This window comes from Microbacterium sp. NPDC080005 (genome assembly GCF_040702445.1).
GTDB classification, from domain to species: Bacteria; Actinomycetota; Actinomycetes; order Actinomycetales; family Microbacteriaceae; genus Microbacterium; species Microbacterium oleivorans_D.
This window is the reverse complement of sequence record NZ_JBFBLD010000001.1, coordinates 326,709-351,770: the sequence shown is the minus strand read 5'-3', so window position 1 is coordinate 351,770 and position 25,062 is coordinate 326,709. Positions and strand designations below refer to the sequence as shown.

The window sequence follows — 25,062 nt, the reverse complement described above, 5'->3', positions numbered from 1 at the left end:
TCAGCGGCGCACGCGCCAGAACGCCGCGACGAACACCGACGTCAAGCCGATGACGACGGTGACGGCCTCGATCACCACGCCGGGACCGGCCGGAGCGGGCCACAGGACGTCGAGGGCGAGCGACGCGAGGAGCTGGCCGGACACCGCCGCCAGCCCGAACAGGAGCACGCCCGTGCGTGCCACGAGCGCGGCCGACAGCATGATGTAGGTGACGCCCAGCGCGCCGCCGAGGTACAGCCACGGCTCGGTCGGCAACGGCGCCGGCGGGCCCTCGACGATCGTCACGATGACGGCCAGGACCGCCAGGATCGCGGTGCCCAGAGTGAAGTTCACCAGCGTCGCCGTGACGGGGGTCCCGACGCGGGCGCGCAGGCGGCCGTTGGTCGCCTGCTGCCACGCGAGTCCGGCACCGACGACCACGGGGAGCACGACCATCCACACGGGGACACCGGCGAGGCCGTCCCCCGAAATCAGGACGACTCCCACCGCGGCCAGCGCGAGCGCACCGCCGACCAGGCGTGGGACGGTGACCGCGACCACCCCGCCGGGCCCGTAGCCGACGCGGTCGAGGATCAGACCACCCACCGTCTGCCCCGCGACGATGCCGACGGTGAAGAGGGACACCCCCACGATCCCGACGGCAACGGCCTGCGTGCCGACCGTCAGCGCTCCCGCGGCCCCGCCCACCAGCATCCACCACGGAATGCTGCGCTCACGGATGCCGCGGGCAAGCAGGGCCGCACCGCGGCGCCCCGCGGGGGTCAGCACGGAGACGAGCGCGATCAGCAACAGGCCGCTCCCGAAGGAGATGACCGCGGCGGCCATCGCATGCTCAAGACGCACGCCGAGCTGGCCGTTGATGCGCGCTTGGACGGCCGTGAGGACGCCGACCGACACCGCTCCCAGCAGAGCGGGCGCCAGCCGCGCCGGCGGGCTCGTCACGCCGGCCGTACTCAACCGAACAGCGCGGCGGCTTCTTCGTAGCGGTGCGCCGGCACGGTGTGCAGCGATCCGAGCGCCTCCGCGAAGGGCACCCGCACGATCTCGGTGCCCTGCATGGCGACCATCTGACCCCAGGCACCGTCGACGACCGCGTCTGCGGCGTGGAGGCCCAGCCGCGTGGCGAGCACGCGGTCGAAGCCCGAGGGCGATCCGCCGCGCTGGATGTGGCCGAGGACGGTCGCCCGCGTCTCGATACCCGTGATCCGCTCGATCTCGGGGGCGAGGATCTCACTGATGCCGCCGAGACGGGGACGGTTGAAGGCGTCGAGGCCCTTGTCGCTGTAGGCCTCCTCCATCCCCGTGAGGGTGAAGCCCTCGGAGACGACCACGAGCGGCGCGCGCCCGCGGTCGTGCGCCTTCTGCACCTGCTCGGCGATCTCGTCGATGGACATCGGGTGCTCGGGGATGCAGATGACGTGTGCACCCGCCGCGATACCCGAGTGCAGCGCGATCCAGCCGACGTGGCGCCCCATCACTTCGGCGACCATGCAGCGCTGGTGGGAGTCGCCGGTGGTCCGCAGCCGGTCCATCGCCTCGGTCGCGATGTTCACGGCGGTGTCGAAACCGAACGAGTAGTCGGTGGCGTGCAGGTCGTTGTCGATCGTCTTGGGCACACCCAGGACGTTGATGCCGTCCTTGTGCAGTCGGTCGGCGGCAGCCAGGGTGCCCTCGCCGCCGATCGCGACGATGCCGTCGAGGCGGTGGCCGTACATCGTCTTGGAGATGTTCTCGGCGCCGCCGCGGGGACCCTCGTAGGGGTTCGTCCGGCTCGTGCCGAGGATCGTTCCGCCGACCTTGGACAGACCCTTCACCTCGTGACGGGTGAGGGGGAAGAAGTCACCGTCGACCACACCGCGCCAGCCGTCGCGGATGCCCACGAACTCGATGTCGTAGGTCGTCGTGCCCTTCAGCACGATGCCCCGGATGACGGCGTTCAGGCCTGGGCAGTCGCCGCCGCTCGTGAGGATACCGATCTTCATGATGGTCCTTAGGTGATCTCGGGTTGATGCTGGGGGCGACGCTGCCTCGACGACACTATCGCCGCGACGGCATCACCTGCCAGCCGAGCGGACTCAGGCGGCGCCGAGCGCCTGCCGGAGCAGGTGCATGAGCGCCGACAGCTGCACGGAGTCGCTCGAGGTCGGGTCGACCGCGTCGCCGTCGAGGGCGCGCTGTGCGAGTCCCTGCTTGCTGTCGATGAGCTCGGCGATCTTCGTGTCGATCGTGTGCGCCGCGATGATGCGCCAGGCCGTCACCGGCTCGTCCTGCCCGATGCGGTGCACGCGGTCGATCGCCTGCGTCTGCTCGGCGGCCGTCCAGCTGAGCTCGGCGAGCACGACGTTGGATGCGGCCTGGAGGTTCAGGCCGACGCCGGCCGCCGTGAGCGAGCACACCGCGATGGCGACGTCCGGGTCGCCGTTGAACGCGTCGATCGCCTGCTGACGGACCGGCGTGGTCTGGTCGCCGCGGATCGAGACCGTGCGGAGCCCCGCCGACGCGAAGTGCGCCTCCGCGGCATCCATCACATCGATGTGCTTGGCGAAGAAGACGACCTTGCCGACAGAGCGCTGCAGCTGCACCGCGTAATCGGCGGCCAGGTGGGACTTGGCCTGACCGATGCGACGCACCATCGTGAAGACGTTCTCAGAGCCCGAGCCGGCGGCCTTGGCCTCTTCGAGCTCCCCGTGCGCGACGAGGCGCACGATGTCCTCGTCGACGTCACCGCGGATGACGCGGTCGCCGCGAGCCTCGATGATGCGGCGGTACTTCGCGGCGAGGCGCTCGCCCAGCTCGCGTTCGGCGGCGCGGATCGAGCGGCCGAACTCGTCGTCGAGCTCGACGGGGAGGTCGGCCACGAGCTTGTCCGGGAGGTCGGCGGCGACGTCCTTCTTCTTGCGTCGCACGATGCCCATCGAGATGACCGCGGAGCGGGCCTCGGGGTAGAACGCCTTGTCGGCGGGCGTCAGACCGGTCTCGTCGAGGCGAGCCATCAGCTCGGGGCCTGGCTTCTCGCCGTTCGTCCAGCCGAGGAACCGCCAGATGGCGTCGAAGTCCTCGACGTCGTTGATGAGCGGCGTGCCCGTCAGGGCGAGCAGCAGGGGGTCGCTCACCTGCTCGCGGATCCGCGAGGCGAGGGCGAGCACGTTCCGCGAACGCTGCGACGTGAGGTTCTTGATGAAGTGCGCCTCATCGACGACCATGCCCTTCAGGCCGATCGAGCTGAGCCACGACAGATGGCGGTCGAGGATCTCGTAGTTGACGATGAAGATGTCCGCGAAGGCGTCCATCGTCTCGCCGTCGCCTTGGATGACGGTGGCGCAGCGCTGGGGCGTCCACCGCTCGACCTCGCGCGCCCAGTTCATCTTCACGACGTTCGGGACGACGACCAGCAGCGGGTACGCGTCGGCGACGGATGCCGCGAGCACCGACTGCGCCGTCTTGCCGAGGCCCGGCTCATCGGCCAGCAGGAAGCTGCGGTGGCCGGTGCGGACGGCTTCGAGGAACCGCGACTGATGCGGCATCACGTCGAGACCCTTGGGCGAGATGCGGTCGAACTCGGGGACGGCGGGCAGCTCCATCGTGGCGGACCCGCCGCCGGCGCCGGTCTCGAACGCCTTGTAGAGGGGTCCCATCAGCTCCCACCCGTCGAGCCGGCGTCGCGGCGTCGCGACCGGCGCGCGCAGTGCGACGTCCGGGGCGAGGAACGGGTTGGCCTCCTTGCGGGCCTGGACCTGCGGCGGCACGACCTGACGGTCCGCGATCGCCTCGGGGACGACCGGAGCCTGAACGGGCTTCGCGTCGGTGATGATGAGCTCGTCCTCGGGCAGCTCCGCCCCGGACTCGAGGAGCCAGTCACGACGCATGCGACGCGCGACCGGCGAGGTCGCCTGGTCGACTTCGAGCAGCTGGATGAGCGAGGTGTCGCGGGCGGCGGTCTTCGCGAGGATCGTCGCCACGCCGTCCAGACGCTTCAGAAGCTCGGCGCGAGCGCCGTCGGCGATGTCGGCCGCCGCCTTCACCCGCGCGCGCTCCTCGCGCACGAGGAAGGCGATCACCTGGAACTTGACGCGGTTGGTCGGCCCGAGCTTGCCCCGCTGGGCCTTGGCCTCGACCTCGCGCACCTTCCGGGCGAGGATCGGGATGAGGGGTGCCTCGTCGTCTCGGCGCGACGATGATCCCCGACGACGCCGAGCGGCGGTCTTGGGGGCGGTGGCTGCCGTGGTCGGCATGCTCCTCCTGAGCGTGACACCGGCAGATGCCGGCGAGCGTCGTACGAGACGACGGTCTGCGAGGCCGCGAGGTCGGTCGCGACACGAATGTGGTCCCCGGGTCGTCACGGCTGCGGGTACTCGCTTCTGCGAGCGGCGGCGACGGGACGGGCCCTTCCCCCTCATTCTAGCGCGTCACCGCCGTCGCCCGTCGACCGGGCTCGCCGGTGTCGTGCACGTCGCCGCGTACGCTGGTGACATGCCCACCGAACGCGAACTCGCCGCCACCATCGACCACGCGATCCTGAAGCCGGAGCTCACCCGCGCAGACGTGGACGCCGAGCTCGACATCGCCGCCGAATGGCGCGTCTTCAGCGTGTGCGTGCGCCCCAGCGACATCCCCCACGCCGTGGCGCGCCTCGCCGGCACCGGCGTGGCCGTCGGCACGGTCATCGGCTTCCCGCACGGCACGACCTCGACGACGGCCAAGGTGGCCGAGACCCGTCAGGCGATCGCCGACGGCGCGAGCGAGGTCGACATGGTCGTGAACATCGGCGCACTGCGTTCGGGCTTCGACGACGTCGTGGTCGACGACATCCGTGCGGTCGTCGAGGCGTCCGGAGGCCGGGTCACCAAGGTCATCCTCGAGACCGCTCTCCTCGACGAGGAGCAGATCGAGCGCGGCAGCCGCCTCACCGAGGCCGGCGGCGCGCACTTCGTCAAGACGTCGACCGGGTTCGCCGGCGGCGGCGCGACCGTGCCGCACGTCGAGCTCATGCGTCGCACCGTGGGTGCGGATGTCGAGGTGAAGGCGTCGGGCGGTGTCCGCAGCTACGCCGACGCGATCGCGATGCTCGAAGCCGGCGCGACGCGGCTAGGCACGAGCGGCAGCGCCGTCATCCTCGGCGAAGCCCGCCGCATCGACGCGGGCGACCAGGCCACCGGGGCCGTCGACTCCTCGTCGTACTGACCCCGTTCCCGTCTCTCAGGTACCGGGCTGCAACGCGGCCCGGACCTCTGCCACGTCGGCATCCATCCGCTCGATGAGGGCCTCGATGCCCTCGAAGCGGACCATCCCGCGGATGCGCGCGGTGAACTGCACCTGCACGGTGTGCCCGTAGAGGTCGAGGCCGGTCTCGTCGAGGACGTAGGCCTCGACCTGGCGCTGCGGCACGTCGTCGAACGTGGGGTTCGTCCCGACCGAGATCGCCGCGGGGTACCGCGTCGCGGGGCGGACGCGCCCGGCATCCGTCCCCTCGTCGATCAGCCAGCCGGCGTAGACACCGTCCGCGGGGATGAACCCCTCGGCCGTCTGGGCGAGATTCGCCGTCGGGTAGCCGAGCTCCCGCCCGCGCTGCAGTCCGTGGACGACCTCGGCACGGACGGCGTGCGGGCGCCCGAGCAGCCGCGCCGCATCCTCGACCTGGCCTGCCGCGAGCATCTCGCGCACCCAGGTGGACGAGACCCGGCGACCCCCGCCCTGGACGTCACCGACGACGTCGACGGTGAACCCGTGCGCCGCGCCGAAGGACGTCAGGAAGGCGGGATCACCCGCTCCCCCTCGCCCGAACCGGAAGTCGACGCCGACCATGACGCACACGGAGCGCAGCGCATCGACGAGGATCCGCTGCGCGAACTCCTCGGGCGCGAGACCGGCGAGTCCCTCGTCGAACCTGAGGACCAGCACCGCGTCGACGCCGGAGTCGGCGAGGAGGGCGATCTTCTGCTCGACGCTCACGAGGGGCTCCGGGCAGCGATCCGGTCGCAGCAGGGCGAGCGGGTTGCGGTCGAACGTGACCGCGACCACCCGCGCGGCGGCATCCATCGCCGCGACGCGCGCACGGTCGATCACGGCGCGGTGACCGGAGTGCACGCCGTCGAACTTGCCGATGGCGACGACACTCGGCCCGAAGTCGGCGGGCACCTCGGCGGGATCGCGGAAGACGATCACGCGGCGTCCCCCGCAGGGCGGGCGCGTCGGTGCGCGATGAGCCACCACAGGCCCAGGAACGGCAGCACGAGAGGGATCAGGACGTACCCGATGCCGTATCCCGACCACACCGTCGGGTGGTCGAACAGCTCGGGATGCGTCAGCGAGAGCGTTCCGACGACGAGGACGCCGACGAGCTCGAAGACGATCGCCGCCCAGGCGACGCGGTACCAGCGCTCCGACGCGCTGAAGATCAGGGCGAGGGTGGCGAGGATGTAGACGAGGGCCGCGAGCGCGGACAGCGAATACGCGAGCGGGGCTTCGTCGAACTCGCGCACGATCTGGACGAACGAGCGTCCCGTCGCCCCGAGCGCCATGATGGCGTAGACGACCACGAGGACGCGTCCGACACCCGTCATCCGGCGTCGGGGTGCAGCCGACGGAGCGGTCGAGGTCGGCGCGGTCTCAGGCATGGCACCTCAATCCTACGACCGCCGCGGCGACGGGTCGGCCCGGGTCAGGCGACCTGCACCGTCCAGATGACGTTCATCCGCCAGATCATGATCGCGATCGCGAACGCGGCCACACCCATGACGACCGTGCTCCAGCGACCGCGCTCGATGAGCGCCCACGCAACGGCGGCCGGCGGGATGAGGACCGCCGAGACGAGGTACACCCAGAACTCGAGCAGGTCGCCCGTCGGCGGGTTTCCCGCGAGCGGGGCGATGATCGCGATGACGACCTGCACGATCAGCAGCAGCAGCACGAGCGCCTGCGTGCCGACCGAGAGGTCGCTCGGACGGCGCCCCGCGAGGCCCAGCACCGTGCACAGCAGCCCCGCCGCGCACGCGACCACGATCTGGACGACGGTGAACCAGGCGATCACGGCTGCTCCTCGGGCATGTTCATCAGGCTCTTGACGTCGTCGCCGCGCCGACCGACGATCCCGATGAGCGTGCCGTCGGGGGCGATCGCAGCGGGCGTCTCGGTCTGCAACCGATCGGATGCCCCGAGGAGGCGCTTGCCGTGGCGGAGGTCTCTCGCCTCGTCCGCCGTGACCGGGAACGAGCCGAGGAGGGATGCCGCGACACCCGCGGGATCCTGCAGCGGCGACTCGGCGGTCAGCTCGGTGACGGCATCGGCGACGCCGAACGGGCCGATCCGGGTGCGGCGGAGCGCCGTGAGGTGCCCGCCCACGCCGAGGTCGGCGCCGAGGTCACGGGCGAGGGCACGGATGTAGGTGCCGCTCGAGCAGTCCACGATGACGTCGACGTCGACGATTCGTTCCTCCCGTCGGATGCCGAGCACGTCGAACCGGCTGATGACGACGTCCCGCGCCTTCAGCTCGACCTGCTCGCCCGCGCGAGCGAGATCGTAGGCCCGCCGCCCTCCGACCTTGATGGCGGAGACGGTGCTCGGCACCTGCGAGATCGGCCCGGTGAGCGACCGGATGCCGCGGTGGATCGCCTCGTCGGTCACGCCTGCCGCATCCGTCCGTGCGGTCTCGACGCCGTCGGCGTCGTCGGAGTCCGTGCTCACCCCGAGGCGGATCGTGGCCTCGTAGGTCTTGTCGAGCCCGACGACGTACGTGAGGAGCCGGGTCGCGTGGCCGACGCCGAGGACGAGCAGACCGGTCGCCATGGGGTCGAGCGTGCCGGCATGGCCGATCTTGCGGGTGTTCAGCGCGCGGCGGGCGCGGGCGACGACGTCATGGCTCGTGACGCCGGCCGGCTTGTCGACGAGGAGGATCCCGCCGCTCCCCTGGCTCTGCTGCATGGCTTCCAGCCTAGGCTGGAGCGGTGCCCGACCTCGCCTCGCCGCTGATCGCGTGGTACCGCGAGAACGCCCGTGATCTGCCGTGGCGCCGAGAGGGATTCGGCGCCTGGGGCACCCTCGTCAGCGAGTTCATGCTGCAGCAGACGCCGGTGGCGCGGGTCATCCCGCGGCTCGAGGAGTGGCTCGCACGATGGCCGACACCCGCCGATCTCGCAGCCTCTCCCCCGGCGGAGGCGGTGCGCCTGTGGGCGAATCTCGGCTACCCCCGCCGTGCGCTCTGGCTGCACCGCGCCGCGACCGAGATCCGGGATCGCCACGACGGGGTGGTGCCCCGCGACGTCGACGCGCTCCTGACCCTCACCGGGATCGGCGACTACACCGCACGCGCGGTGGCAGTCTTCGCGTACGCGGACCGGCATCCCGTCGTCGACACCAACACGCGTCGCGTCCTGGCCCGCGCCGTCGACGGCCGGTCGCAGCCGGGGCCGCCGGCGAGAGCCGATCTGGCCGCGATGACGGCGATCCTGCCCGATGACGACGCGCAGGCGGCGATCGTCAACGCCGCCGCGATGGAACTCGGCGCGGTGGTCTGCACGGCGCGGTCGCCCCGGTGCGAAGCATGCCCGCTCACGGACCTGTGCGCCTGGCGTGCGGCGGGATACCCCGACACCGGTGACGGCAGACGCAAGCAGGCGCGGTACGAGGGCAGCGACCGCCAGGCGCGCGGCGCGATCATGAAGGTGCTGCGGGATGCCGAAGGCCACCCCGTCCCTGCGGACGAGGTGGCCCCGGAGTGGCCCGATCCCGTGCAGCGGGACCGGGCCATCGACTCGTTGATCGCCGACGGACTCGTCGAGGTCACGGGCGGCGCGCTGCACCTTCCCCGCTGATCGACCCCGTCAGTCCTCGTCGTCGCTCTCGCGCGGCTTCACGTACGGGTCCGCCTCGCCGGCGTAGCTGCCGCCGGCCGCGGTGGCGGCCACCGCCGCGTCGCGCTCACGCGCCTCGCGCAGCAGGTCCTCGATGTGGCCCGCGTTCTCGGGCAGCCCGTCGAGGATGAACTCCAGCGACGGGGTCAGGCGCGTGCCGAGCTGACGCCCGACCTCGCTGCGCAGCATCCCCGTCGCGGCCTTCAGCGCCGCAGCCGTGCCCTCGCGGGCCTCGTCGTCGCCGTAGACCGTGTAGAACACCGACGCGTGCTGCAGGTCACCCGTGACGCGCACGTCGGTGATCGTGACGAATCCGAGCCGCGGGTCGCGCAGCCCCTTCTCGAGGCGCTCCGCGATGAGCACGCGGATGCGGTCCGCCAACCGTGCCTGCCGTTCCCCGGCCATAATCCTTCTCCTCTTCTCTCCCCCGCCCGCGATCGGCCGACGAAGGAACTGCGGAGGCGATGGATGCCGCCGGGATAGTCGGGGTCTTGGGGGTCCCGTTATCCCGGCGGCATCCATCGCCGTAGCAACCTGCAGATCAGCCGCGCGGCTTCTCCACCATCTCGGTCGTCTCGATCTCGTCGCCGATCTGGATGTCGTTGTACTTGCCGAGGCCGATACCGGCTTCGAAGTCCGTGCGGACCTCGGTGACGTCATCCTTGAAGCGGCGCAGCGACTCGATGGCCAGGCCGTCGGCGATCACGACGCCGTCGCGGATGACCCGCGCCTTGGCGTTGCGCGTGATCGTGCCCGAGCGGACGATGACACCGGCGATGTTGCCGAACTTCGAGGAGCGGAACACCTCGCGGATCTCGGCGACACCCGACTGCACCTCTTCGAACTCCGGCTTGAGCATGCCCTTGAGCGACTGCTCGACGTCGTCGATCGCGTTGTAGATGACCGAGTAGAACCGGACGTCCACGCCCTCGCGGGAGGCACGCTCGCGGGCCTTCGTGTCGGGGCGGACGTTGAAGCCGATGACGATCGCGTTGTCGATCGTCGCCAGGTTGATGTCCGACTCGGTGATCGCACCGACACCGCGGTGGATGATGCGCAGCTGGACGCTGTCGTCGACCTCGATCTTGAGCAGCGACTCCTCGAGGGCCTCGACGGCACCCGAGACGTCACCCTTGATGATGAGGTTGAGCGACTCGACCTTGCCCTCTTCGAGAGCGCGGGTGAAGTCCTCGAGCGAGATGCGCTTGCGGGCCTTGGCCAGCTGGGCGTTGCGCTCGACCGCTTCACGCTTCTCGGCGATCTGGCGGGCCATGCGGTCCTCTTCGGTGACGATGAAGACGTCACCGGCGCGGGGCACGGAGTTCAGACCCTGCACCTGGACCGGACGCGACGGGTAGGCCTCCTCGACCGCATCGCCGTTCTCGTCGATCATGGCGCGGACGCGTCCGTAGGCGGTGCCCGCGACGATCGCGTCACCGACACGGAGCGTTCCCGACTGGATCAGCACCGTGGCGACCGAACCGCGGCCCTTGTCGAGCTTCGCTTCGATCGCGACACCGCGCGCGGCCTTGTTCGGGTTGGCCGTGAGGTCCAGACCCGCGTCGGCGGTGAGCAGCACGGCGTCGAGGAGGTCCTGGATGCCGATGTTCTGACGCGCCGAGACGTCGACGAACATGACGTCGCCGCCGTACTCCTCGGCGACCAGGCCGTACTCGGTGAGCTGCTGACGGACCTTCGCCGGGTTGGCGTCGGGCTTGTCGACCTTGTTGACCGCGACCACGATCGGCACGTTCGCCGCCTGAGCGTGGTTCAGCGCCTCGACCGTCTGCGGCATGATGCCGTCGTCGGCCGCGACCACGAGGATCGCGAGGTCGGTCACCTGCGCACCACGGGCACGCATGGCGGTGAACGCCTCGTGACCGGGGGTGTCGATGAAGGTGATGGCGCGCTCGATGCCCTCGTGCTCGGTCCAGACCTGGTACGCACCGATGTGCTGCGTGATGCCGCCGGCCTCGCCCGCGACCACGTTGGTCTGACGGATGGCGTCGAGCAGTCGGGTCTTACCGTGGTCGACGTGGCCCATGACGGTGACCACGGGAGGACGGATCTCGAGGTCGTCCTCGTTCTCCGCCTCCAGCTCGGCCTCGAGGTCGAGACCGAAGCCCTCGAGGAGCTCCTTGTCCTCGTCCTCGGGCGAGACCATCTGGATCTTGTAGCCGAGCTCCTCGCCGAGGATCTCGAACGTCGCCTCGTCCAGCGACTCGGTGGCCGTGGCCATCTCGCCGAGGTTGAAGAGGATCGTCACCAGGGTGCCGGGCTGGACGGTGTACCCGCGCAGGGCCTCGAGCTTGTCGGCGAAGTCCGCGATGGATGCGCCGCGGCGGAGCCGGATGACCTCGCCGTTGCCCTTCTGGACGTTGACGCCGCCGACGACCGGCGCCGACCGCATCTCGAATTCCTGCCGCTTCGCCCGACGCGACTTGCGCTGCTTCGACTTGCCGCCGCCCTTACCGAAGGCACCGGCGGTACCACCACCGGGCCCACGGCCACGGCCACCGCCGCCACCGGGACGACCGGCGAAACCGCCAGCCGGGGCTCCCGGACGCGGAGCGCCGAAGCCGCCGCCACCGGGACGACCGGGACCGCCCGGACGCTGCTGGAAGGGTGCGCCGGGACGACCGCCGCCACCGGGACGACCGGCGCCACCGGGACGCGGCGCGCCGGGACGGGGGGCGCCGGGACGCGGCGCCTGCGGACGCGGAATGTTGCCCGGGGTCGGACGCTGGCCCATGCCCTGCGACGACGCGAAGGGGTTGTTGCCGGGACGGGGGCCGGCGGGACGCTGACCCATGCCCTGCGAGCTGGCGAAGGGGTTGTTGCCGGGGCGCGGGGCACCACCGGGACGGGGTGCCTGCGGGGCGGGCTTGGCGGGAGCGGGGGCGCCGGGCTTCGGCGCGCCGCCCTCGGGAGCCGACGGTGCGGGCTTCTCGGCGGCCGACGGAGCGGGCGCCGCCGGCGCGGCGGGCTCGGGGGCCGGGGCGGGCTTGGGCGCCGACGGGCGGGGACCGGGGGTCACGCCGGATGTCGGGGCCTTCGCCGCGGGCTTCGCGGGCGCGGCGGCAGGTGCCTTCACGCCTTCCGCCTCGAGGGCGGCGCGGAGCTTGCGAGCCACAGGGGGCTCGATGGTGGATGAGGGGCTCTTGACGAATTCGCCGAGCTCCTTCAGCTTCGCGAGGGCGACTTTACTGTCGACGCCGAGCTCGGAAGCGATCTCGTGCACGCGTGGTTTTGCCACAATTCTCCTGTCTGGGGCCCGCCCCGGACAGGGCGGACCGTCATTCGCGGACGGGTCTCATTTCGAGCCGTTCACTTTGTGTCCATAGCCGTTCAGCCGTTTCGCTGGAGGGATTCTCTGGTGGTCCGCGCATCCAGTTCCGCTGTGTCCAGTGGAGTGGATGCCCGTAGTGCGCGTCCGAATGCGCGTCGTGTGAGGGCGGTGCTCACGCACCTGTCCGTGTCATGCACCCACGCGCCCCTTCCCGGCAGGACGGCCTTCTCGTCGATGACGAGGGCACCGTCCCGGGCCACGATGCGAAGCAACGAGGACCGGGGGGCACGCGCGCGGCATCCCACGCACGTTCGAACAGGTTCCATCCTACCGCGTCAGGACTCGTCGAGAATGCTGTCGGGCTGGATGTCGATCTTCGCGCCGGTCAATTTCGCCGCGAGCCGGGCGTTCTGCCCTTCCTTCCCGATCGCCAGCGACAGCTGATAGTCGGGGACGAGCGCGCGCACGGCCTTCGTGGCCTGATCGAGCACGAAGCTCGAGGTCACCTTGGCCGGCGAGAGGGCGTTGGCGACGAACTTGGGCAGCGTCTCGTCGTAGTCGACGATGTCGATCTTCTCGCCGCCCAGCTCCTCCGTGACCGCGCGCACGCGGCGACCGAGCTCCCCGATGCAGGCGCCCTTCGCGTTGACGGCCGGATCGTTCGCCTTGACCGCGATCTTGGTGCGATGGCCGGCTTCCCGCGCGAGCGAGACGATCTCGACGACGCCCGAGGCGATCTCGGGGACCTCGAGGGCGAAGAGCTTGCGGACGAGGCCGGGGTGCGTACGCGAGACGGTGATCTGCGGTCCCTTCAGACCCTTCGACACCGAGGTCACGTAGACACGCAGGCGTGAGCCGTGTGCGTAGTCCTCGCCGGGGACCTGCTCCTCGGGGGGCAGGATCGCCTCGATCGTGCCGAGGTCGACGTGCACCATGCGGGGGTTCGGACCCTGCTGGACCACACCGGCGACGATGTCGCCCTCCTTGCCCTTGAACTCGCCGAGCACGGCGTCGTCGGCGATGTCGCGCAGTCGCTGGCTGATGACCTGCTTGGCGGCGAAGGCGGCGATCCGGCCGAAGTCGTCGGGCGTGGACTCCTCCTCGCCGATGACCGCGCCCTCCTCGTCGCGCAGCGGGATGTAGACCGCGACGTGACCGGTCTTGCGGTCGAGGCGGGCGCGCGCGCCGTCGGGGAGTTCACCGTCGGGAGAGGTGTGCTTCGCGTAAGCGGTCAGGATGGCCTGCTCGATGATCCGGACCAGTTCGTCGAACGGGATCTCCCGCTCGCGCTCGACAGTCCGCAGCAGCCCCAGGTCGATGTCCACAGGTGCCTCCCTTTTCAGTTGCTCAACACGGCGCCGCGATCACGCCCGGTCTCCCGGTGCGTCGCGGCATCCCACCAACGTTACCCGATGGGACCGCGTGCGACCTGAGAAGATCGACGGATGACCGATGCCGTGGAGGAGGCCGCACGCAGTGTGCGCCGCTCCCCCGTCGCCCGGGCGCTGGCCCGCGGGGGCTACGCCGCCAACGGCGTCGTCCACCTCGTCTTCGGGGTCGTCGTCATCGTCATCTCCTTCGGTGGACGCGGCGAGTCCGATCAGGCAGGCGTTTTCAAGTCCCTGCTCGAGGCTCCTCTCGGCCTGCTGCTCGTGTGGATCCTCGGTCTCCTCCTGACCGCCCTGGGACTGTTCCAGGCTCTGCGGGCATTCCTCACCAAGGGCAGGGATGCCTCGGCCTGGGGACGGCGCGGCTCGGCAGCCGGCCAGTCGCTCGTCTATCTGGCCCTCGGCGCCATCGCGATCACGGTCGCGCTCGGCGCCCGCCCCGACGGCGACCGCACCGCTCAGGAGATCACGCGCGGCCTGCTGGACACACCCGGAGGCGTCTTCGTCGTGGCCGCGGCCGGAGTCGGCCTCGTGATCGGAGCGCTCGTCTTCGCCTCGATCGGCGTCCGCCGGTCCTTCGACAAGCAGGTCCGCATTCCGAGCGGCCCGATGGGCACCGCCGTCACCGTGTCGGGGGTCCTCGGCTACATCGGGAAGGGGATGTCGGTGCTCATCGTCGGCATCCTCCTCATCGTCGCGGCGGTCAAGCAGGACTCGGCGGCCGCCGGCGGCTTCGACGCCGCCATCGAGGCCCTGCTGGAGCAGATGATCGGGCCCGCGCTCGTCTTCCTCGTCGGGCTCGGCCTCGTCGTCTACGCCGTCTTCAGCTTCCTGCGCACCCGCTACGCGAAGCTCTGACGGTCACCTCCCGCCGAACCGGCAGATCTCGGCGACCCAGCTGAGGATCCGCGCCCTGTTGCGCTCCCCCGCCGCCACCTCGATCCGCCCTGCCTCTCCGCGCACCTCGACGTCGACACCGAAGACGGTCCCGCGCTTGTCCTCCTGCACGACGTGCGGATCGCATCGCTGCGGGACGAGGGGGACCTCGAACGTCCCTGTGCGACCCCCGACCGGGTAGATCGCCACGCCAGGGCCGAACTGGAGGAGGTTCGTGGACCGGACCGCGACGACGGCTACGTCGGCCGAGGCGTCGATCGTCTCGATCCGCAGCGGCAGCACGGCATCACCGGACGCCGGCACCCGCACCTCACCCCACGACACCCTCACCGCTCGGGCGACCTCGGCAGCCAGGCACTCCCGGGCGCGGAGCCGGTCGAGGAACCCGAGAGCGTCCTCGAGCGCGCCTCGCAGCAGCTCGCCGTCTTCCAGGGTGACCTCCCACGCCCGGTCGGGCGACTCGTCCTCGCACGCGACCTCGGGGAGCATCACGGGCAGGTCGATCGACTCGCCAGGACCGAGCGCCCACCCCTCCGTCTCCACCGCGTCGCCGAGGCGGTCGTCGACGAGACGGACGCTCCGCACGTCCAGCTCGTCCGGCGAGTCGTTCGCGATCCGGATCTGTGCTCTGCGGGCCGCCTCGTCGGAGCGCTCCTGATGCAACCAGACCCGAACGGCAGGGCTCGGGGTCGAGGTGGGAACGGGTGCCGATGCGCAGCCGGCCGGAAGCGCGAATCCCGCCGCGAGCAGCGCCGCGAGGGCGACGCGACGCGGCAGCCGGATCATGGCCTCAGGGTACGGCGTGCGGTTCGATCGGTGGGCTCGCGGGCGGCGCCGAGGGCAGCTCGTTGACGGCGCGGATGAGGTGGTGCAACTCGCCGATGCGGTGACGGTCGAAGTCGAGCAGCAGCCGCGGCAGCTCCAGCCGGTCGCCGTCCTGTCGCTCCCGGCGCAGGGGTGCGGTGCGTTGGATGCGTCCGCCGGTCAGCAGGTGGGAGAACCGCCGACTCAGGTCGTCGACCTCGGCATCCGTCGGCTCCGCGCACAGCCGCAGCACGAGACGGGAACCGATCCAGCGCAGCGAGTCGTAGTTGCGCCAGAAGCCGGTGATCTCGGCCTCGGCCTCCGCCACGGAGTCGGTCACGAGCACCCGGTCGAGATCATCCGGCGAGATCACCCCCGAGGGGATCAGGTGGTCCGCCGCGAACCTCTCCAGCCCCTGCCAGAACGTCCCCCCGGGAGCGTCCAGCAGCACGATCGGCGTCGGCTCGGCCTTGCCCGTCTGCTGCAGCGTGAGCAGTTCGAACAGCTCGTCGAGCGTGCCGAAGCCTCCCGGGACGCAGACGAAGCCGCGGGACTCCTTCACGAGCATGAGCTTGCGCGTGAAGAAGTACTTCATGGCGACGACGCGGTCCGCCTCGGCGATCACCGCGTTCGGCTTCTCCTCGAACGGCAGCCGGATCGAGACCCCCAGGGAGTGGTCCGGTCCCGCCCCTTCCGCAGCGGCCTGCATGATGCCGGGACCGGCGCCCGTCACCACCATCCACCCGCGCTGCGCCAGCGCACCGGCGATGTCGGCGGCGGCCCGGTACAGCGGATCGTTCGGGCGCGTTCGCGCGGAGCCGAAGATGGTCACCTTCGGGTTCGCCCGGTAGGGCGCGAACAGCGCGAACGCGGAGCGCATCTCCGCGAGCGCGGCCGACGCGATCTTCAGGTCGAGTCGGTCGGTGTCGTCGACCCCCATCCCCAGCCCCGTGACGAGGATGCGGGCGACGAGATCGGCGTCGTCGGTCACACCGGCTTCCGTCAGGAGGGCGCGGACGGCGTCGGTGACGTCACCGTCGAGGGAGGATGCGGAACTCGGCGACATCTCCCCAGGCTGTCACGATCCGGCTTCCGTCGGGTGAACGGATGACGACGGATGCTGCAGCTCAGGCGGTGAGCGCCGCGACCGCCTCGGCGGCGGCCAGCGTCGTGCGCTCGCCCGAGCGGCGGTCCCACAGCTCGACCTGCCCCTCGGCGGCACCTCGTCCCACGATGAGGATCCACGGGACACCGACGAGCTCGGCGTCGCCGAACTTCACGCCCGGCGAGACCTTCGGCCGATCGTCGAGGAGCACGTCGCGGCCCGCGGACTCGAGGTCGGCGGCGAGCGTCTCGGCGAGCTCGAACGCCGCCGCATCGCGACCGGTCGCGACGACGTGCACGTCGAACGGCGCGATCGACTCCGGCCAGATGAGCCCGCGATCGTCGTTGTTCAGCTCCGCCAGGATCGCGAGGATGCGGGTGACACCGATGCCGTACGAGCCCATGGTGACCGTGACGAGCTTGCCGTTCTCGTCGAGCACCTTGAGCCCGAGCGTCTCGGCGAAGAACCGCCCCAGCTGGAACACGTGCCCGATCTCCATACCGCGTGCCAGTTCGACCGGACCCGAACCGTCGGGCGCGGGGTCCCCGGCGCGCACATCGGAGACGTCGATGACACCGTCGGCCGCGAAGTCACGGCCCATGACGACAGAGTGCGCGTGCTTCTCGTGCTCGTTCGCACCCGTGACCCATGCCGTGCCCGTGACGACGCGGGGGTCGACGAGGTAGCGGATGCCTGTGGCGGACTCCTCGCCGAGGACCGGCCCGCTCGCCGACCAGGGGCCGATATACCCCTTCACGAGACCGGGGTGCTTCGCGAAATCGGCCTCGGTCGCGGCCTCGACGGCGGCGGGCGCGAAGGCGACCTCGGCGCGCTTGTCCTCGACGTCGCGGTCTCCCGGGATGCCGACGACCACCAGCTCGCGGGTGCCGTCGAGGTGCGTGAGCGCGAGGACGACGTTCTTCAGGGTGTGGGCCGCCGTCCACGCCTGGGCGCCGTCGGTCGCGGGACCGGCGACACCGGGGACCGGCGCGTCGAGGTGGGCGTTCGCGTGGGCGACGAGCGTCTCGATCGTCGGAGTGTTCGGCGAGTCGAAGACGACCGGCGCCCCGTCGGGGATCGGCAGGGCGTCGGGCACGACGGTCGTGAAGGCTTCGACGTTGGCGGCGTACCCACCGGCCGAACGGACGAAGGTGTCCTCGCCGACCGCGATGGGGTGGAGGAACTCCTCGCTGCGCGCGCCCCCCATCAGCCCGTTGTCGGCGGCGACGATCACGTACTCGAGACCGAGCCGGGTGAAGATCCGCTCGTACGCATCCCGCTGCGACTGATACGACGCATCCTGCCCCGCGTCCGTGTAGTCGAACGAATAGGCGTCCTTCATCGTGAACTCACGGCCGCGGAGCAGGCCCGCGCGGGGCCGCGCCTCATCCCGGTACTTGTCCTGGATCTGGAAGATCGTCAGCGGAAGGTCCTTGTACGACGAGTACAGATCCTTCACGAGCAGCGTGAACATCTCCTCGTGCGTGGGGGCGAGGAGGTAGTCGGCGCCCTTGCGGTCCTGCAGCCGGAAGATGCCGTCGCCGTAGGACGTCCACCGTCCGGACTGCTCGTAGGGGTCCCGCGGAAGGAGGGCGGGGAAGTGGACCTCGAATGCCCCGGCGGTCGCCATCTCCTCGCGGATGATCTGCTCGAGCTTCGCCTTGACGCGAAGGCCCAGCGGCAGCCAGGTGAAGATGCCCGGGGCGGCGCGGCGGATGTAGCCGGCGCGCACCAGCAGACGGTGGCTGGTGACCTCGGCGTCGGCCGGGTCTTCGCGGAGCGTGCGGAGGAAGTATGTCGAGAGACGGGTGACCACGAGCGTCAAGTCTAGGTGCGCGCGCTCTCCCGCCGCGGCGGTGAGGCGCTTAGCCTGGATGGATGCGCACCGTCCTGCTGACCGGCTTCGACCCGTTCGCCGGTGACGCGGTGAATCCCTCCGGGGAGGCGGTCCGGGGGGTCGCCGCGCGGTGGGCCGGGCCGGAACGGCTCGTCACCGACATCCTGCCCGTCACCTTCGACGGCGCGACGGCACGACTGGCCGCACTCCTGCAGGAGCACCGACCCGACGTCGTGATCGCCACCGGGCTCGCCGGTGGACGGGCGGTGGTCACTCCCGAGCGCGTCGCCGTGAACCTGGCCGATGCTCGCGTCCCCGACAACGCGGGTCACCGTCCGCAGGACGCACCCGTCGTCGACGGCGGGCCGGTCGCGTACTTCGGCACCCTCCCCATCAAGGCGATCAGTGCCGCCCTCACGGACCGCGGCATCCCGTCGACGGTCTCGCACACGGCGGGCACGTTCGTCTGCAACGCGGTGATGTACGCCGCCCTGCACGCCACCGACGGCACACCGGTCAGGGCGGGTTTCATCCACATGCCCTGGGCGGCAGGGCACGGGCCCGCCGACGCACCCTCTCTGCCGCTCGGTGTCCTCATCGACGCCCTCGAGGTCGCCATCCGGGTGTCGCTCGATGCGGAGCGCGACGTCAGCGCGGCCGGCGGCGAGGTCAGCTGAGGGCGAGGAGCTCCTGCGCCACCGCGCGGAGGTCATCCATGTTGACGGGTCGCTCGGGATCGCTGAAACGGCCCTCGACCAGAATGAGGCCGTCGTCCCCGCGGACGAGGAGGCGCGACCTGTCGTCCTCCTCGATCTCGGCGGCGTCAGCACCGTCGATCGCCCAGACGGTGCCGCCGAGCCGGTCGTTCACCTCTTGGCACATCCCCGCCGCTCCCGGCACGATGACCACCTGCAGTTCGCGGAAGTCGGTCAGCTCCGACCAGTCGCAGGCACGCACGATGTCGGTGCTAGGGCAGGACGCCCCCGCCCAGGAGCATTCAGCGGCCCAGGAAGTCGTCGAGCCCCGGCAGCCCGAAGCCGCTCAGACCGTCGCCGAGGCCCGACACCTGCTCGCCGAATCCGGAGACCTGCTCGCCCACACCCGAGAGCGCGTCCCCCGCGATGCCGTCGAGGTCGACACCCTCGGCGAGCGCGTCGAAGTCGACCCCCATGCCAGCGGCCTGCGCCAGCAGCGGTCCTGCCACCGAGGTGACGATGGCGCCGGCGGCCACCGCTCCGAGGATGCCCGCACCGGCGCCGATCACCGCGCCCCCGGCCAGGCGACCCGCGCCGCGACCCGACCCCGCACGGGCCAGGAGTCCTTTGAGCAGGCCGGGTCGCGCCGCCTCGCCGCGCGCCGCCGCGCGGGCGAGGTCCGCGGGCGACGACGAGCGGGGCTGCTCGTGGGCGGGCAGCTCGGACGTCATCCTCGACTGCACGTGCGCGCGCTGGTCGGGGGTCAGTCGGGCGAACGCCTCGCGATGGATCTCCTCGACCTGATGCGGATCGGCGGTCTGCAGGAGGTAGTCGTACCGCGCGACCGCCTGACGGTCTGCCGCCGACAGCCGGCCGTGCTCCGCGGATGTCGGGGATCCCGCGGCCGGCGGGGTCAGACCCACCGGTGATCCCGACGAGGTCGGCGCGACTCCCCGGGCATCCGGCGCACCCCGCCGGTCCCCCGTCAGGGCGTCGGCAGCGGAGCGGACCATGCCCCGCCAGTCCCCCGCACCGTCGGCTCGTCCCGAGGAGGACTGCGATGAGGAGGACGAGTCGAGAGCCTTGGCGGCCATGCCGATCAGTCGCGAGAATTTGCTCATGCCGATGACGGTATGCGTCTGCTCTATGGAAGTGCTGGAGGGATCCGAGGAGCCGCCTGACCGCCCGGCCTACACTGACCGCGTGCCCTCACGCCGCGCTCGCCTCATCTCCGCCCCTCAATCCGACGTGCGAGCGGCTCTGGCGGCCTTGCGCGAGCGGTTCGATCTCCCCGCCGGCTTCCCCCCGACCGTGGAGGGGGAGGCGGAGCGGTCGGCGCGCGAGGTGATGGTCGCCCCATCGTCCGAGCTCGTGGACCTCCGCGACATCCCGTTCCTGACGATCGACCCCGAGGGATCGACCGACCTCGATCAGGCCGTGCACCTCGAGCGGACCGCGGACGGCGGCGGTGTCCTCCACTACGCGATCGCCGACGTGCCTGCCTTCGTCCCGTTCGGCGGCGCGGTCGATGCCGAAGCCCGGCGGCGCGGGCAGACGGTGTACGCGCCCGACGGCCGCATCCCGCTGCATCCCGCCGTGCTCAGCGAGGACGCCGCCTCTCTTCTGCCCGACCGTGATCGTCGCGCGTTCGTCTGGCGCTTCGAGCTGGATGCCGGTGCCCGCCCCGTCACGACGACGCTGACCCGGGCGGTGATCCGATCGCGCGCCCAGTGGTCGTACGTCGACGCACAGGCCTCGCTCGATCGCGGCGACGCCCCCGAGACCATCGCGCACCTCGTGTGGTTCGGGGACGAGCGCGCCCGCCGCGAGAGCGAACGCGGCGGCGCCAGTCTGAACCTGCCCGAGATCCGCGTCGTCCCGACGCCGAACGGCTACGACCTCGACGTGGACGACGGCGTGCCGCTCGAGGACGCGAACGCACAGGTCTCCCTCCTCACCGGAATGGCCGCCGCCGAACTCATGCTCGGCGGAAGGGTGGGCATCCTGCGGACGATGCCACCGGCATCCGATGACGACGTCGAGGCGTTCCGGGCGCAGACGGTGGCGCTCGGCGTGCCGTGGCCTGCCGAGGTCGCTTACGGGGATTACCTGCGCGACCTGCCCCGCACGCCGGTCGGGCGCGCCATCCGCGAACAGGCGGCGGGACTCTTCCGGGGCGCGGGTTACACCGTCTTCGACGGCGAGCTGCCCGACCTGACCACACAGGCGGCGATCGCCGCACCTTACGCGCACACGACGGCTCCGTTGCGGCGCCTGGTCGACCGCTGGTCGCTCCTGGTGTGCCACGCGCTGGCGAACGGCCTGAAGGTCCCGGACGAGGTCCGGCAGTCGCTCGCAGAGCTGCCGGAGGTGATGGAGCGTTCGTCGCGCGTCGCCGCGCAGGTGGACGCCGCCGCCATCGACCACGTCGCCGCGGCCGTCCTCTCGGGACGGGAAGGCGAGGTCTTCGACGCGGTGGTCCTGCGCCGCCGGGAGAACGGGGCTCGCGTCGCGCTCTCGTCGCCGCCGCTGGAAACGACGCTCGCCGAGGTGGACGCGGAGCCGGGAGAGGCCCTGAAGGTGCGGCTGGTCGCTGCCGATGTCATCGGCGGACGGGTCGAGTTCGCGGTCGCCTGAGTGCGTCGATTTGCGTCGGGCGACGCGAGAGTGTGCAATATATTGCATGCCGGTTCCCTCCACCTCTCTCCCGCCGCGCGGTCTGCTGCGCGACGAGGTCCGCGCTCGGCTGTGCGACGCGATCGTCGACGGGACCCTCGCGCCCGGCGAGCAGCTCCGAGACGCCGAACTCGCGACGTGGCTCGGCGTCTCGCGGACACCCGTCCGGGAAGCGCTTCTCGACCTGGCACGCTCGGGGCTCGTGCTCGCGCTCCCTGGGCGATCGACGGTCGTCGCCCCCGTCGACGACCGCAAGGTCCGCGACGCTGCGGCCGTCGTCGCATCGATGCACCGCATCGCGGTCGTGGAAGCGACCCACCGCCTCACCGACGAGGACATCGAACGGATGCGGCTGGCGAACGACGCCTTCATCGCCGCACATGATGCCGGCGACACCACTGCGGCGCTCGAGGCCGACCACGAGTTCCACGCCGTCGCCGTGGAGCGTGCCGACAACGACGCCGTCCGCACGGTCCTCGCGCTCTACGGCCCGGTGCTCGAGCGCGCCGAGCGCCTGCGCTTCGCCTCGAGCGATGCGGAGACCTCCGCGGCCCGCCACGCCGAGCTCATCCTCCACTGCGCCGCGCGTGACGCCCACGCCGCGGCGGCCGTCGCCGAAGGCCTCTGGCTCGATCTGCTGACCGACACCACCCCCCAGGAGACCCCGTGATCCTCGACCAGTTCCCCCGGCATCCGCTCACCTTCGGGCCGAGCCCGCTGCAGCACCTGAAGCGCCTGACCCAGCACCTCGGCGGAGCCGAGATCTGGGCCAAGCGAGAGGATGTCTCGAGCGGACTCGCCTTCGGCGGCAACAAGACCCGCAAGCTCGAATACATCGTTCCGGACGTCCTCGCCAGCGGCGCGGACACGCTCGTGTCGATCGGTGGGTACCAGTCCAACCACACCCGTCAGGTCGCCGCCGTCGCCGCACACCTGGGCCTGAAGGCCCGCCTCGTGCAGGAGAAGTGGGTGCCCTGGGACGAACCCGTCAACGACAAGGTCGGCAACATCCTGCTGTCCCGGATGATGGGCGCGGACTCGCGGCTCGACGACGCGGGGTTCGACATCGGCATCCGCGACTCCTGGAAGCAGGCGCTGCAGGAGGTGGAGGATGCCGGTGGCACCCCCTATCCGATCCCTGCGGGAGCCTCCGAGCACCGCCTCGGCGGCCTGGGCTTCGCGAACTGGGCGTTCGAGGTGGCCGAGCAGGAAAAGCAGCTGGGCGTGTTCTTCGACACGATCATCGTCTGCACAGTGACGGGATCCACCCACGCGGGCATGATCGCTGGTTTCGCCGCTCTCGAGGAGCTGACCGGAGTGAGGCGTCGGGTCCTCGGCATCGACGCCTCCGCCACCCTGCAGAAGACGCGCGATCAGGTGGCCCGCATCGCGCGCAACACGGCGGAGCTCATCGAGCTCGGACGCGACCTGCGCGACGACGAGATCCAGGTGCTCGAAGGATGGGCCGGCGACCTCTACGGCATCCCCGTCGACTCGACGATGGCGGCGATGGCGCTCGGCGCGCAGCTCGAGGCGATGATCACCGACCCCGTCTACGAGGGCAAGTCGCTCGCCGGCCTCATCGATCTCGTGAAGGGCGGCGACATCCCGAAGGACTCGACCGTTCTGTACGCGCACCTCGGCGGGCAGCCGGCGATCAACGCCTACCACTCCCTCTGGAGCTGACCGGCAGCGTATCCCGGGGTCGGGAACCGCCGAGCGCGAGCACGCGCTCGGCGACGTCGACATCGAAGCCGAGATCCGCTCGGCTGACGTGGAGGACGTTCACGCCGTCCGTTCATTCGATGACGCCCATCCCGCTGTGGGCATACGACGCTCGTCGCTCACCGCGTTCAGGAGTACCGTGGCCGGCATCCCGCCCCATCGCACACCTGGAGGTCCCGTGGCGGCGCTCGGCAACATCACCTTCTACGCGGATGACCCGCCTGCACTCGCGCGATTCTGGTCGGACGTCCTCGGCTACCCGTATGCGGAATGGGACGAGCCGCTGCGGAGCGAACTGCTCGCGTCGGGGCTGACCGACGCGGATCTCGCGAAGCGCGCCGTCGCCGAGGATCCCGGCGGACTCGGCCCGCGGCTCTTCTTCCATCATGCGGATCGAGCGAAGGAGGGCAGGAACCGGATCCACCTCGACGTCACCGCCCCACGGCGCACCGACGGGACCCCGGACATCGCGACCGAACGCGACCGGCTCATCGCTCTGGGCGCGACCGTCGTCCGGGAGGTCGAGCAGACCTGGGGTCCCTGGCCTGAGCACTACGTGCAGATGCAGGACCCCGAGGGCAACGAGTTCTGCCTGCAGTGACGCTCGGGCGACCGGGTCGTCAGGAGGTGACGACCTGCGCCGTCCCGAGGGGCGCGTCGGGTCCCATCTCATGAGCGAGACGGTTCGCCTCCTCGATGAGAGTGGCCACGATGTCCTCTTCGGGAACGGTCTTGATGACCTCGCCCTTGACGAAGATCTGCCCCTTGCCGTTGCCCGATGCGACGCCGAGATCGGCCTCGCGGGCCTCGCCCGGACCGTTCACGACGCAGCCCATCACGGCCACGCGCAGCGGCACCGTCATGTCCTTGAGACCCTCGGTGACGTTGTCGGCGAGCGTGTAGACGTCGACCTGCGCACGCCCGCACGAGGGGCAGGAGACGATCTCGAGCTTGCGCTCGCGCAGGTTCAGGGACTGGAGGATCTGGTGCCCGACCTTGACCTCTTCGGCCGGGGGCGCCGAGAGCGAGACGCGGATCGTGTCGCCGATGCCTTCACCCAGCAGGATGCCGAAGGCCGTCGCGCTCTTGATCGTCCCCTGGAAGGCGGGTCCGGCCTCGGTGACGCCGAGGTGAAGGGGCCAGTCGCCGCGCTCGGCGAGCAGCCGGTAGGCCTTCACCATGACGACGGGGTCGTTGTGCTTGACCGAGATCTTGAAGTCGTGGAAGTCGTGCTCCTCGAAGAGCGAGGCCTCCCAGACGGCGCTCTCGACGAGCGCCTCGGGTGTGGCCTTCCCGTACTTCTCCAGCAGGCGCTTGTCGAGCGACCCTGCGTTGACACCGATGCGCAGCGACACCCCGGCGGCCTGGGCGGCCTTCGCGATCGCCCCGACCTGGTCGTCGAACTTGCGGATGTTGCCGGGGTTCACGCGCACTGCCGCACAGCCCGCGTCGATCGCCTGGAAGACGTACTTCGGCTGGAAGTGGATGTCGGCGATCACCGGGATCTGGCTCTTCGCCGCGATGATGTGCAGAACGTCGGCGTCATCCTGCGACGGCACCGCGACGCGGACGATCTCGCAGCCCGAGGCGGTGAGCTCCGCGATCTGCTGCAGCGTCGCGTTGATGTTCGTCGTGGGGGTGGTCGTCATCGACTGGACGCTGACGGGAGCGTCCCCACCGACGAGGACCTTCCCGACCTTGATCTGACGGCTCTTGCGGCGAGGGGCGAGGACCTCCGGCACGCGGGGCATCCCGATGTTGACAGCTGGCACGGCTCCAGCCTAAGCCGCGGGGAAGCGT

The 25,062-nt window shown here is 70.8% G+C and carries 25 protein-coding genes; 8 read left to right on the top strand and 17 right to left on the bottom strand.

The window, feature by feature from the left end; genetic code table 11:
- From AB0259_RS01660 to AB0259_RS01650, 3 genes are all read right to left on the bottom strand, one after another.
- Nucleotides 1-942, bottom strand: a complete 942-nt coding sequence (locus AB0259_RS01660; protein WP_366221045.1) for a DMT family transporter — start codon at nt 940-942, stop codon at nt 1-3.
- An 11-nt stretch (nt 943-953) separates the two neighbouring features.
- Nucleotides 954-1,982: an ATP-dependent 6-phosphofructokinase gene (locus AB0259_RS01655; protein WP_251579357.1), complete on the bottom strand. Its 1,029-nt coding sequence runs from the start codon at nt 1,980-1,982 to the stop codon at nt 954-956.
- A gap of 93 nt (nt 1,983-2,075) precedes the next feature.
- Nucleotides 2,076-4,232 (bottom strand): DEAD/DEAH box helicase, encoded by a 2,157-nt coding sequence (locus tag AB0259_RS01650; protein WP_366221047.1) that lies wholly within the window; start codon nt 4,230-4,232, stop codon nt 2,076-2,078.
- 238 nt (nt 4,233-4,470) lie between these two features.
- Between AB0259_RS01650 and deoC the strand changes: the two genes are divergently transcribed.
- Complete coding sequence (deoC, locus tag AB0259_RS01645; protein WP_251579352.1) at nt 4,471-5,181, top strand: deoxyribose-phosphate aldolase; 711 nt, start codon at nt 4,471-4,473, stop codon at nt 5,179-5,181.
- 15 nt (nt 5,182-5,196) lie between these two features.
- Here the strand turns inward: deoC and AB0259_RS01640 are convergent, their stop codons facing one another.
- The 4 genes from AB0259_RS01640 to truB are packed head-to-tail and all read right to left on the bottom strand — an operon-like array spanning nt 5,197 to nt 7,917.
- Nucleotides 5,197-6,162, bottom strand: coding sequence for a bifunctional riboflavin kinase/FAD synthetase (locus AB0259_RS01640; RefSeq protein ID WP_251579350.1), 966 nt, complete (start codon nt 6,160-6,162; stop codon nt 5,197-5,199).
- On the bottom strand, nt 6,159-6,614 hold the full coding sequence (locus AB0259_RS01635; RefSeq protein ID WP_251579348.1) for a hypothetical protein: 456 nt from the start codon (nt 6,612-6,614) through the stop codon (nt 6,159-6,161). Before AB0259_RS01635 ends, AB0259_RS01640 begins: the two co-directional genes overlap by 4 nt.
- A 44-nt stretch (nt 6,615-6,658) precedes the next feature.
- Complete coding sequence (locus AB0259_RS01630) at nt 6,659-7,027, bottom strand: hypothetical protein (RefSeq protein WP_251579346.1); 369 nt, start codon at nt 7,025-7,027, stop codon at nt 6,659-6,661.
- Entirely contained in the window at nt 7,024-7,917 is an 894-nt protein-coding gene (truB, locus tag AB0259_RS01625) for a tRNA pseudouridine(55) synthase TruB (protein ID WP_366221049.1), read from the bottom strand. Before truB ends, AB0259_RS01630 begins: the two co-directional genes overlap by 4 nt.
- Before the next feature lie 23 nt (nt 7,918-7,940).
- Here truB and AB0259_RS01620 point away from each other — a divergent pair, with 23 nt between their 5' ends.
- Complete coding sequence (locus AB0259_RS01620; protein ID WP_366221051.1) at nt 7,941-8,807, top strand: A/G-specific adenine glycosylase; 867 nt, start codon at nt 7,941-7,943, stop codon at nt 8,805-8,807.
- A 9-nt stretch (nt 8,808-8,816) separates the two neighbouring features.
- On the opposite strand, the gene rbfA is transcribed toward AB0259_RS01620, so the two are convergent.
- From rbfA to nusA, 4 genes are all read right to left on the bottom strand, one after another.
- Complete coding sequence (gene rbfA, locus AB0259_RS01615) at nt 8,817-9,251, bottom strand: 30S ribosome-binding factor RbfA (RefSeq protein ID WP_251579339.1); 435 nt, start codon at nt 9,249-9,251, stop codon at nt 8,817-8,819.
- Nucleotides 9,252-9,387: 136 nt separating this feature from the next.
- Nucleotides 9,388-12,102 carry a translation initiation factor IF-2 gene (gene infB, locus AB0259_RS01610; protein ID WP_251579337.1) on the bottom strand — a complete coding sequence of 905 codons (2,715 nt, stop codon included), beginning with the start codon at nt 12,100-12,102 and terminating at the stop codon, nt 9,388-9,390.
- A gap of 92 nt (nt 12,103-12,194) precedes the next feature.
- On the bottom strand, nt 12,195-12,461 hold the full coding sequence (locus AB0259_RS01605; RefSeq protein ID WP_251579335.1) for a YlxR family protein: 267 nt from the start codon (nt 12,459-12,461) through the stop codon (nt 12,195-12,197).
- A gap of 9 nt (nt 12,462-12,470) precedes the next feature.
- The gene (gene nusA / locus AB0259_RS01600; RefSeq protein ID WP_251579333.1) at nt 12,471-13,460 is read right to left on the bottom strand and encodes a transcription termination factor NusA; all 990 of its coding nucleotides are present in this window, start codon (nt 13,458-13,460) and stop codon (nt 12,471-12,473) included.
- A 120-nt stretch (nt 13,461-13,580) separates the two neighbouring features.
- On the opposite strand from nusA, the gene AB0259_RS01595 reads away from it, so the two are divergent.
- Entirely contained in the window at nt 13,581-14,381 is an 801-nt protein-coding gene (locus AB0259_RS01595) for a DUF1206 domain-containing protein (RefSeq protein ID WP_251579331.1), read from the top strand.
- Nucleotides 14,382-14,384: 3 nt separating this feature from the next.
- Here the strand turns inward: AB0259_RS01595 and AB0259_RS01590 are convergent, their stop codons facing one another.
- From AB0259_RS01590 to AB0259_RS01580, 3 genes are all read right to left on the bottom strand, one after another.
- Nucleotides 14,385-15,206: a hypothetical protein gene (locus AB0259_RS01590; protein ID WP_366221054.1), complete on the bottom strand. Its 822-nt coding sequence runs from the start codon at nt 15,204-15,206 to the stop codon at nt 14,385-14,387.
- Nucleotides 15,207-15,210: 4 nt separating this feature from the next.
- Nucleotides 15,211-16,290, bottom strand: a complete 1,080-nt coding sequence (locus AB0259_RS01585; RefSeq protein ID WP_251579327.1) for a TIGR00730 family Rossman fold protein — start codon at nt 16,288-16,290, stop codon at nt 15,211-15,213.
- Between the two features lie 61 nt (nt 16,291-16,351).
- Nucleotides 16,352-18,145 (bottom strand): proline--tRNA ligase, encoded by a 1,794-nt coding sequence (locus AB0259_RS01580; protein WP_366221056.1) that lies wholly within the window; start codon nt 18,143-18,145, stop codon nt 16,352-16,354.
- 62 nt (nt 18,146-18,207) lie between these two features.
- Between AB0259_RS01580 and pcp the strand changes: the two genes are divergently transcribed.
- Nucleotides 18,208-18,843 (top strand): pyroglutamyl-peptidase I, encoded by a 636-nt coding sequence (pcp, locus tag AB0259_RS01575; protein ID WP_366221058.1) that lies wholly within the window; start codon nt 18,208-18,210, stop codon nt 18,841-18,843.
- On the opposite strand, the gene AB0259_RS01570 is transcribed toward pcp, so the two are convergent.
- Both AB0259_RS01570 and AB0259_RS01565 read right to left on the bottom strand, forming a co-directional pair.
- A complete protein-coding gene (locus AB0259_RS01570; RefSeq protein ID WP_366221059.1) occupies nt 18,836-19,123 on the bottom strand; it encodes a hypothetical protein in 288 nt (95 codons plus the stop codon). The genes pcp and AB0259_RS01570 overlap by 8 nt on opposite strands.
- Before the next feature lie 40 nt (nt 19,124-19,163).
- The gene (locus tag AB0259_RS01565) at nt 19,164-19,982 is read right to left on the bottom strand and encodes a cation-transporting ATPase (RefSeq protein ID WP_366221061.1); all 819 of its coding nucleotides are present in this window, start codon (nt 19,980-19,982) and stop codon (nt 19,164-19,166) included.
- An 82-nt stretch (nt 19,983-20,064) separates the two neighbouring features.
- On the opposite strand from AB0259_RS01565, the gene AB0259_RS01560 reads away from it, so the two are divergent.
- The 4 genes from AB0259_RS01560 to AB0259_RS01545 all read left to right on the top strand — a co-directional run bounded on the left by AB0259_RS01560 (nt 20,065) and on the right by AB0259_RS01545 (nt 23,863).
- A complete protein-coding gene (locus AB0259_RS01560) occupies nt 20,065-21,498 on the top strand; it encodes an RNB domain-containing ribonuclease (protein ID WP_366221063.1) in 1,434 nt (477 codons plus the stop codon).
- Nucleotides 21,499-21,544: 46 nt separating this feature from the next.
- Nucleotides 21,545-22,207, top strand: coding sequence for a GntR family transcriptional regulator (locus tag AB0259_RS01555; RefSeq protein ID WP_366221065.1), 663 nt, complete (start codon nt 21,545-21,547; stop codon nt 22,205-22,207).
- Entirely contained in the window at nt 22,204-23,223 is a 1,020-nt protein-coding gene (locus AB0259_RS01550) for a 1-aminocyclopropane-1-carboxylate deaminase (RefSeq protein WP_366221067.1), read from the top strand. The genes AB0259_RS01555 and AB0259_RS01550 overlap by 4 nt, the downstream gene beginning before the upstream one ends.
- 178 nt (nt 23,224-23,401) lie before the next feature.
- The gene (locus tag AB0259_RS01545; RefSeq protein WP_251579311.1) at nt 23,402-23,863 is read left to right on the top strand and encodes a VOC family protein; all 462 of its coding nucleotides are present in this window, start codon (nt 23,402-23,404) and stop codon (nt 23,861-23,863) included.
- Between the two features lie 19 nt (nt 23,864-23,882).
- Here AB0259_RS01545 and ispG read toward each other — a convergent pair whose 3' ends face one another.
- On the bottom strand, nt 23,883-25,034 hold the full coding sequence (gene ispG / locus AB0259_RS01540; RefSeq protein ID WP_251579309.1) for a flavodoxin-dependent (E)-4-hydroxy-3-methylbut-2-enyl-diphosphate synthase: 1,152 nt from the start codon (nt 25,032-25,034) through the stop codon (nt 23,883-23,885).
- Nucleotides 25,035-25,062: the final 28 nt, after the last annotated feature.

What these genes read in the sequence shown, in the direction of transcription:
- AB0259_RS01655 (WP_251579357.1), bottom strand. Translation starts at nt 1,982, where the DNA reads ATGAAGATCGGTATCCTCACGAGCGGCGGCGACTGCCCAGGCCTGAAC.
- AB0259_RS01650 (WP_366221047.1), bottom strand. Translation starts at nt 4,232, where the DNA reads ATGCCGACCACGGCAGCCACCGCCCCCAAGACCGCCGCTCGGCGTCGT.
- deoC (WP_251579352.1), top strand. Translation starts at nt 4,471, where the DNA reads ATGCCCACCGAACGCGAACTCGCCGCCACCATCGACCACGCGATCCTG.
- AB0259_RS01635 (WP_251579348.1), bottom strand. Translation starts at nt 6,614, where the DNA reads ATGCCTGAGACCGCGCCGACCTCGACCGCTCCGTCGGCTGCACCCCGA.
- truB (WP_366221049.1), bottom strand. Translation starts at nt 7,917, where the DNA reads ATGCAGCAGAGCCAGGGGAGCGGCGGGATCCTCCTCGTCGACAAGCCG.
- rbfA (WP_251579339.1), bottom strand. Translation starts at nt 9,251, where the DNA reads ATGGCCGGGGAACGGCAGGCACGGTTGGCGGACCGCATCCGCGTGCTC.
- AB0259_RS01605 (WP_251579335.1), bottom strand. Translation starts at nt 12,461, where the DNA reads ATGGAACCTGTTCGAACGTGCGTGGGATGCCGCGCGCGTGCCCCCCGG.
- AB0259_RS01595 (WP_251579331.1), top strand. Translation starts at nt 13,581, where the DNA reads ATGACCGATGCCGTGGAGGAGGCCGCACGCAGTGTGCGCCGCTCCCCC.
- AB0259_RS01590 (WP_366221054.1), bottom strand. Translation starts at nt 15,206, where the DNA reads ATGATCCGGCTGCCGCGTCGCGTCGCCCTCGCGGCGCTGCTCGCGGCG.
- AB0259_RS01585 (WP_251579327.1), bottom strand. Translation starts at nt 16,290, where the DNA reads ATGTCGCCGAGTTCCGCATCCTCCCTCGACGGTGACGTCACCGACGCC.
- pcp (WP_366221058.1), top strand. Translation starts at nt 18,208, where the DNA reads ATGCGCACCGTCCTGCTGACCGGCTTCGACCCGTTCGCCGGTGACGCG.
- AB0259_RS01565 (WP_366221061.1), bottom strand. Translation starts at nt 19,982, where the DNA reads ATGAGCAAATTCTCGCGACTGATCGGCATGGCCGCCAAGGCTCTCGAC.
- AB0259_RS01555 (WP_366221065.1), top strand. Translation starts at nt 21,545, where the DNA reads ATGCCGGTTCCCTCCACCTCTCTCCCGCCGCGCGGTCTGCTGCGCGAC.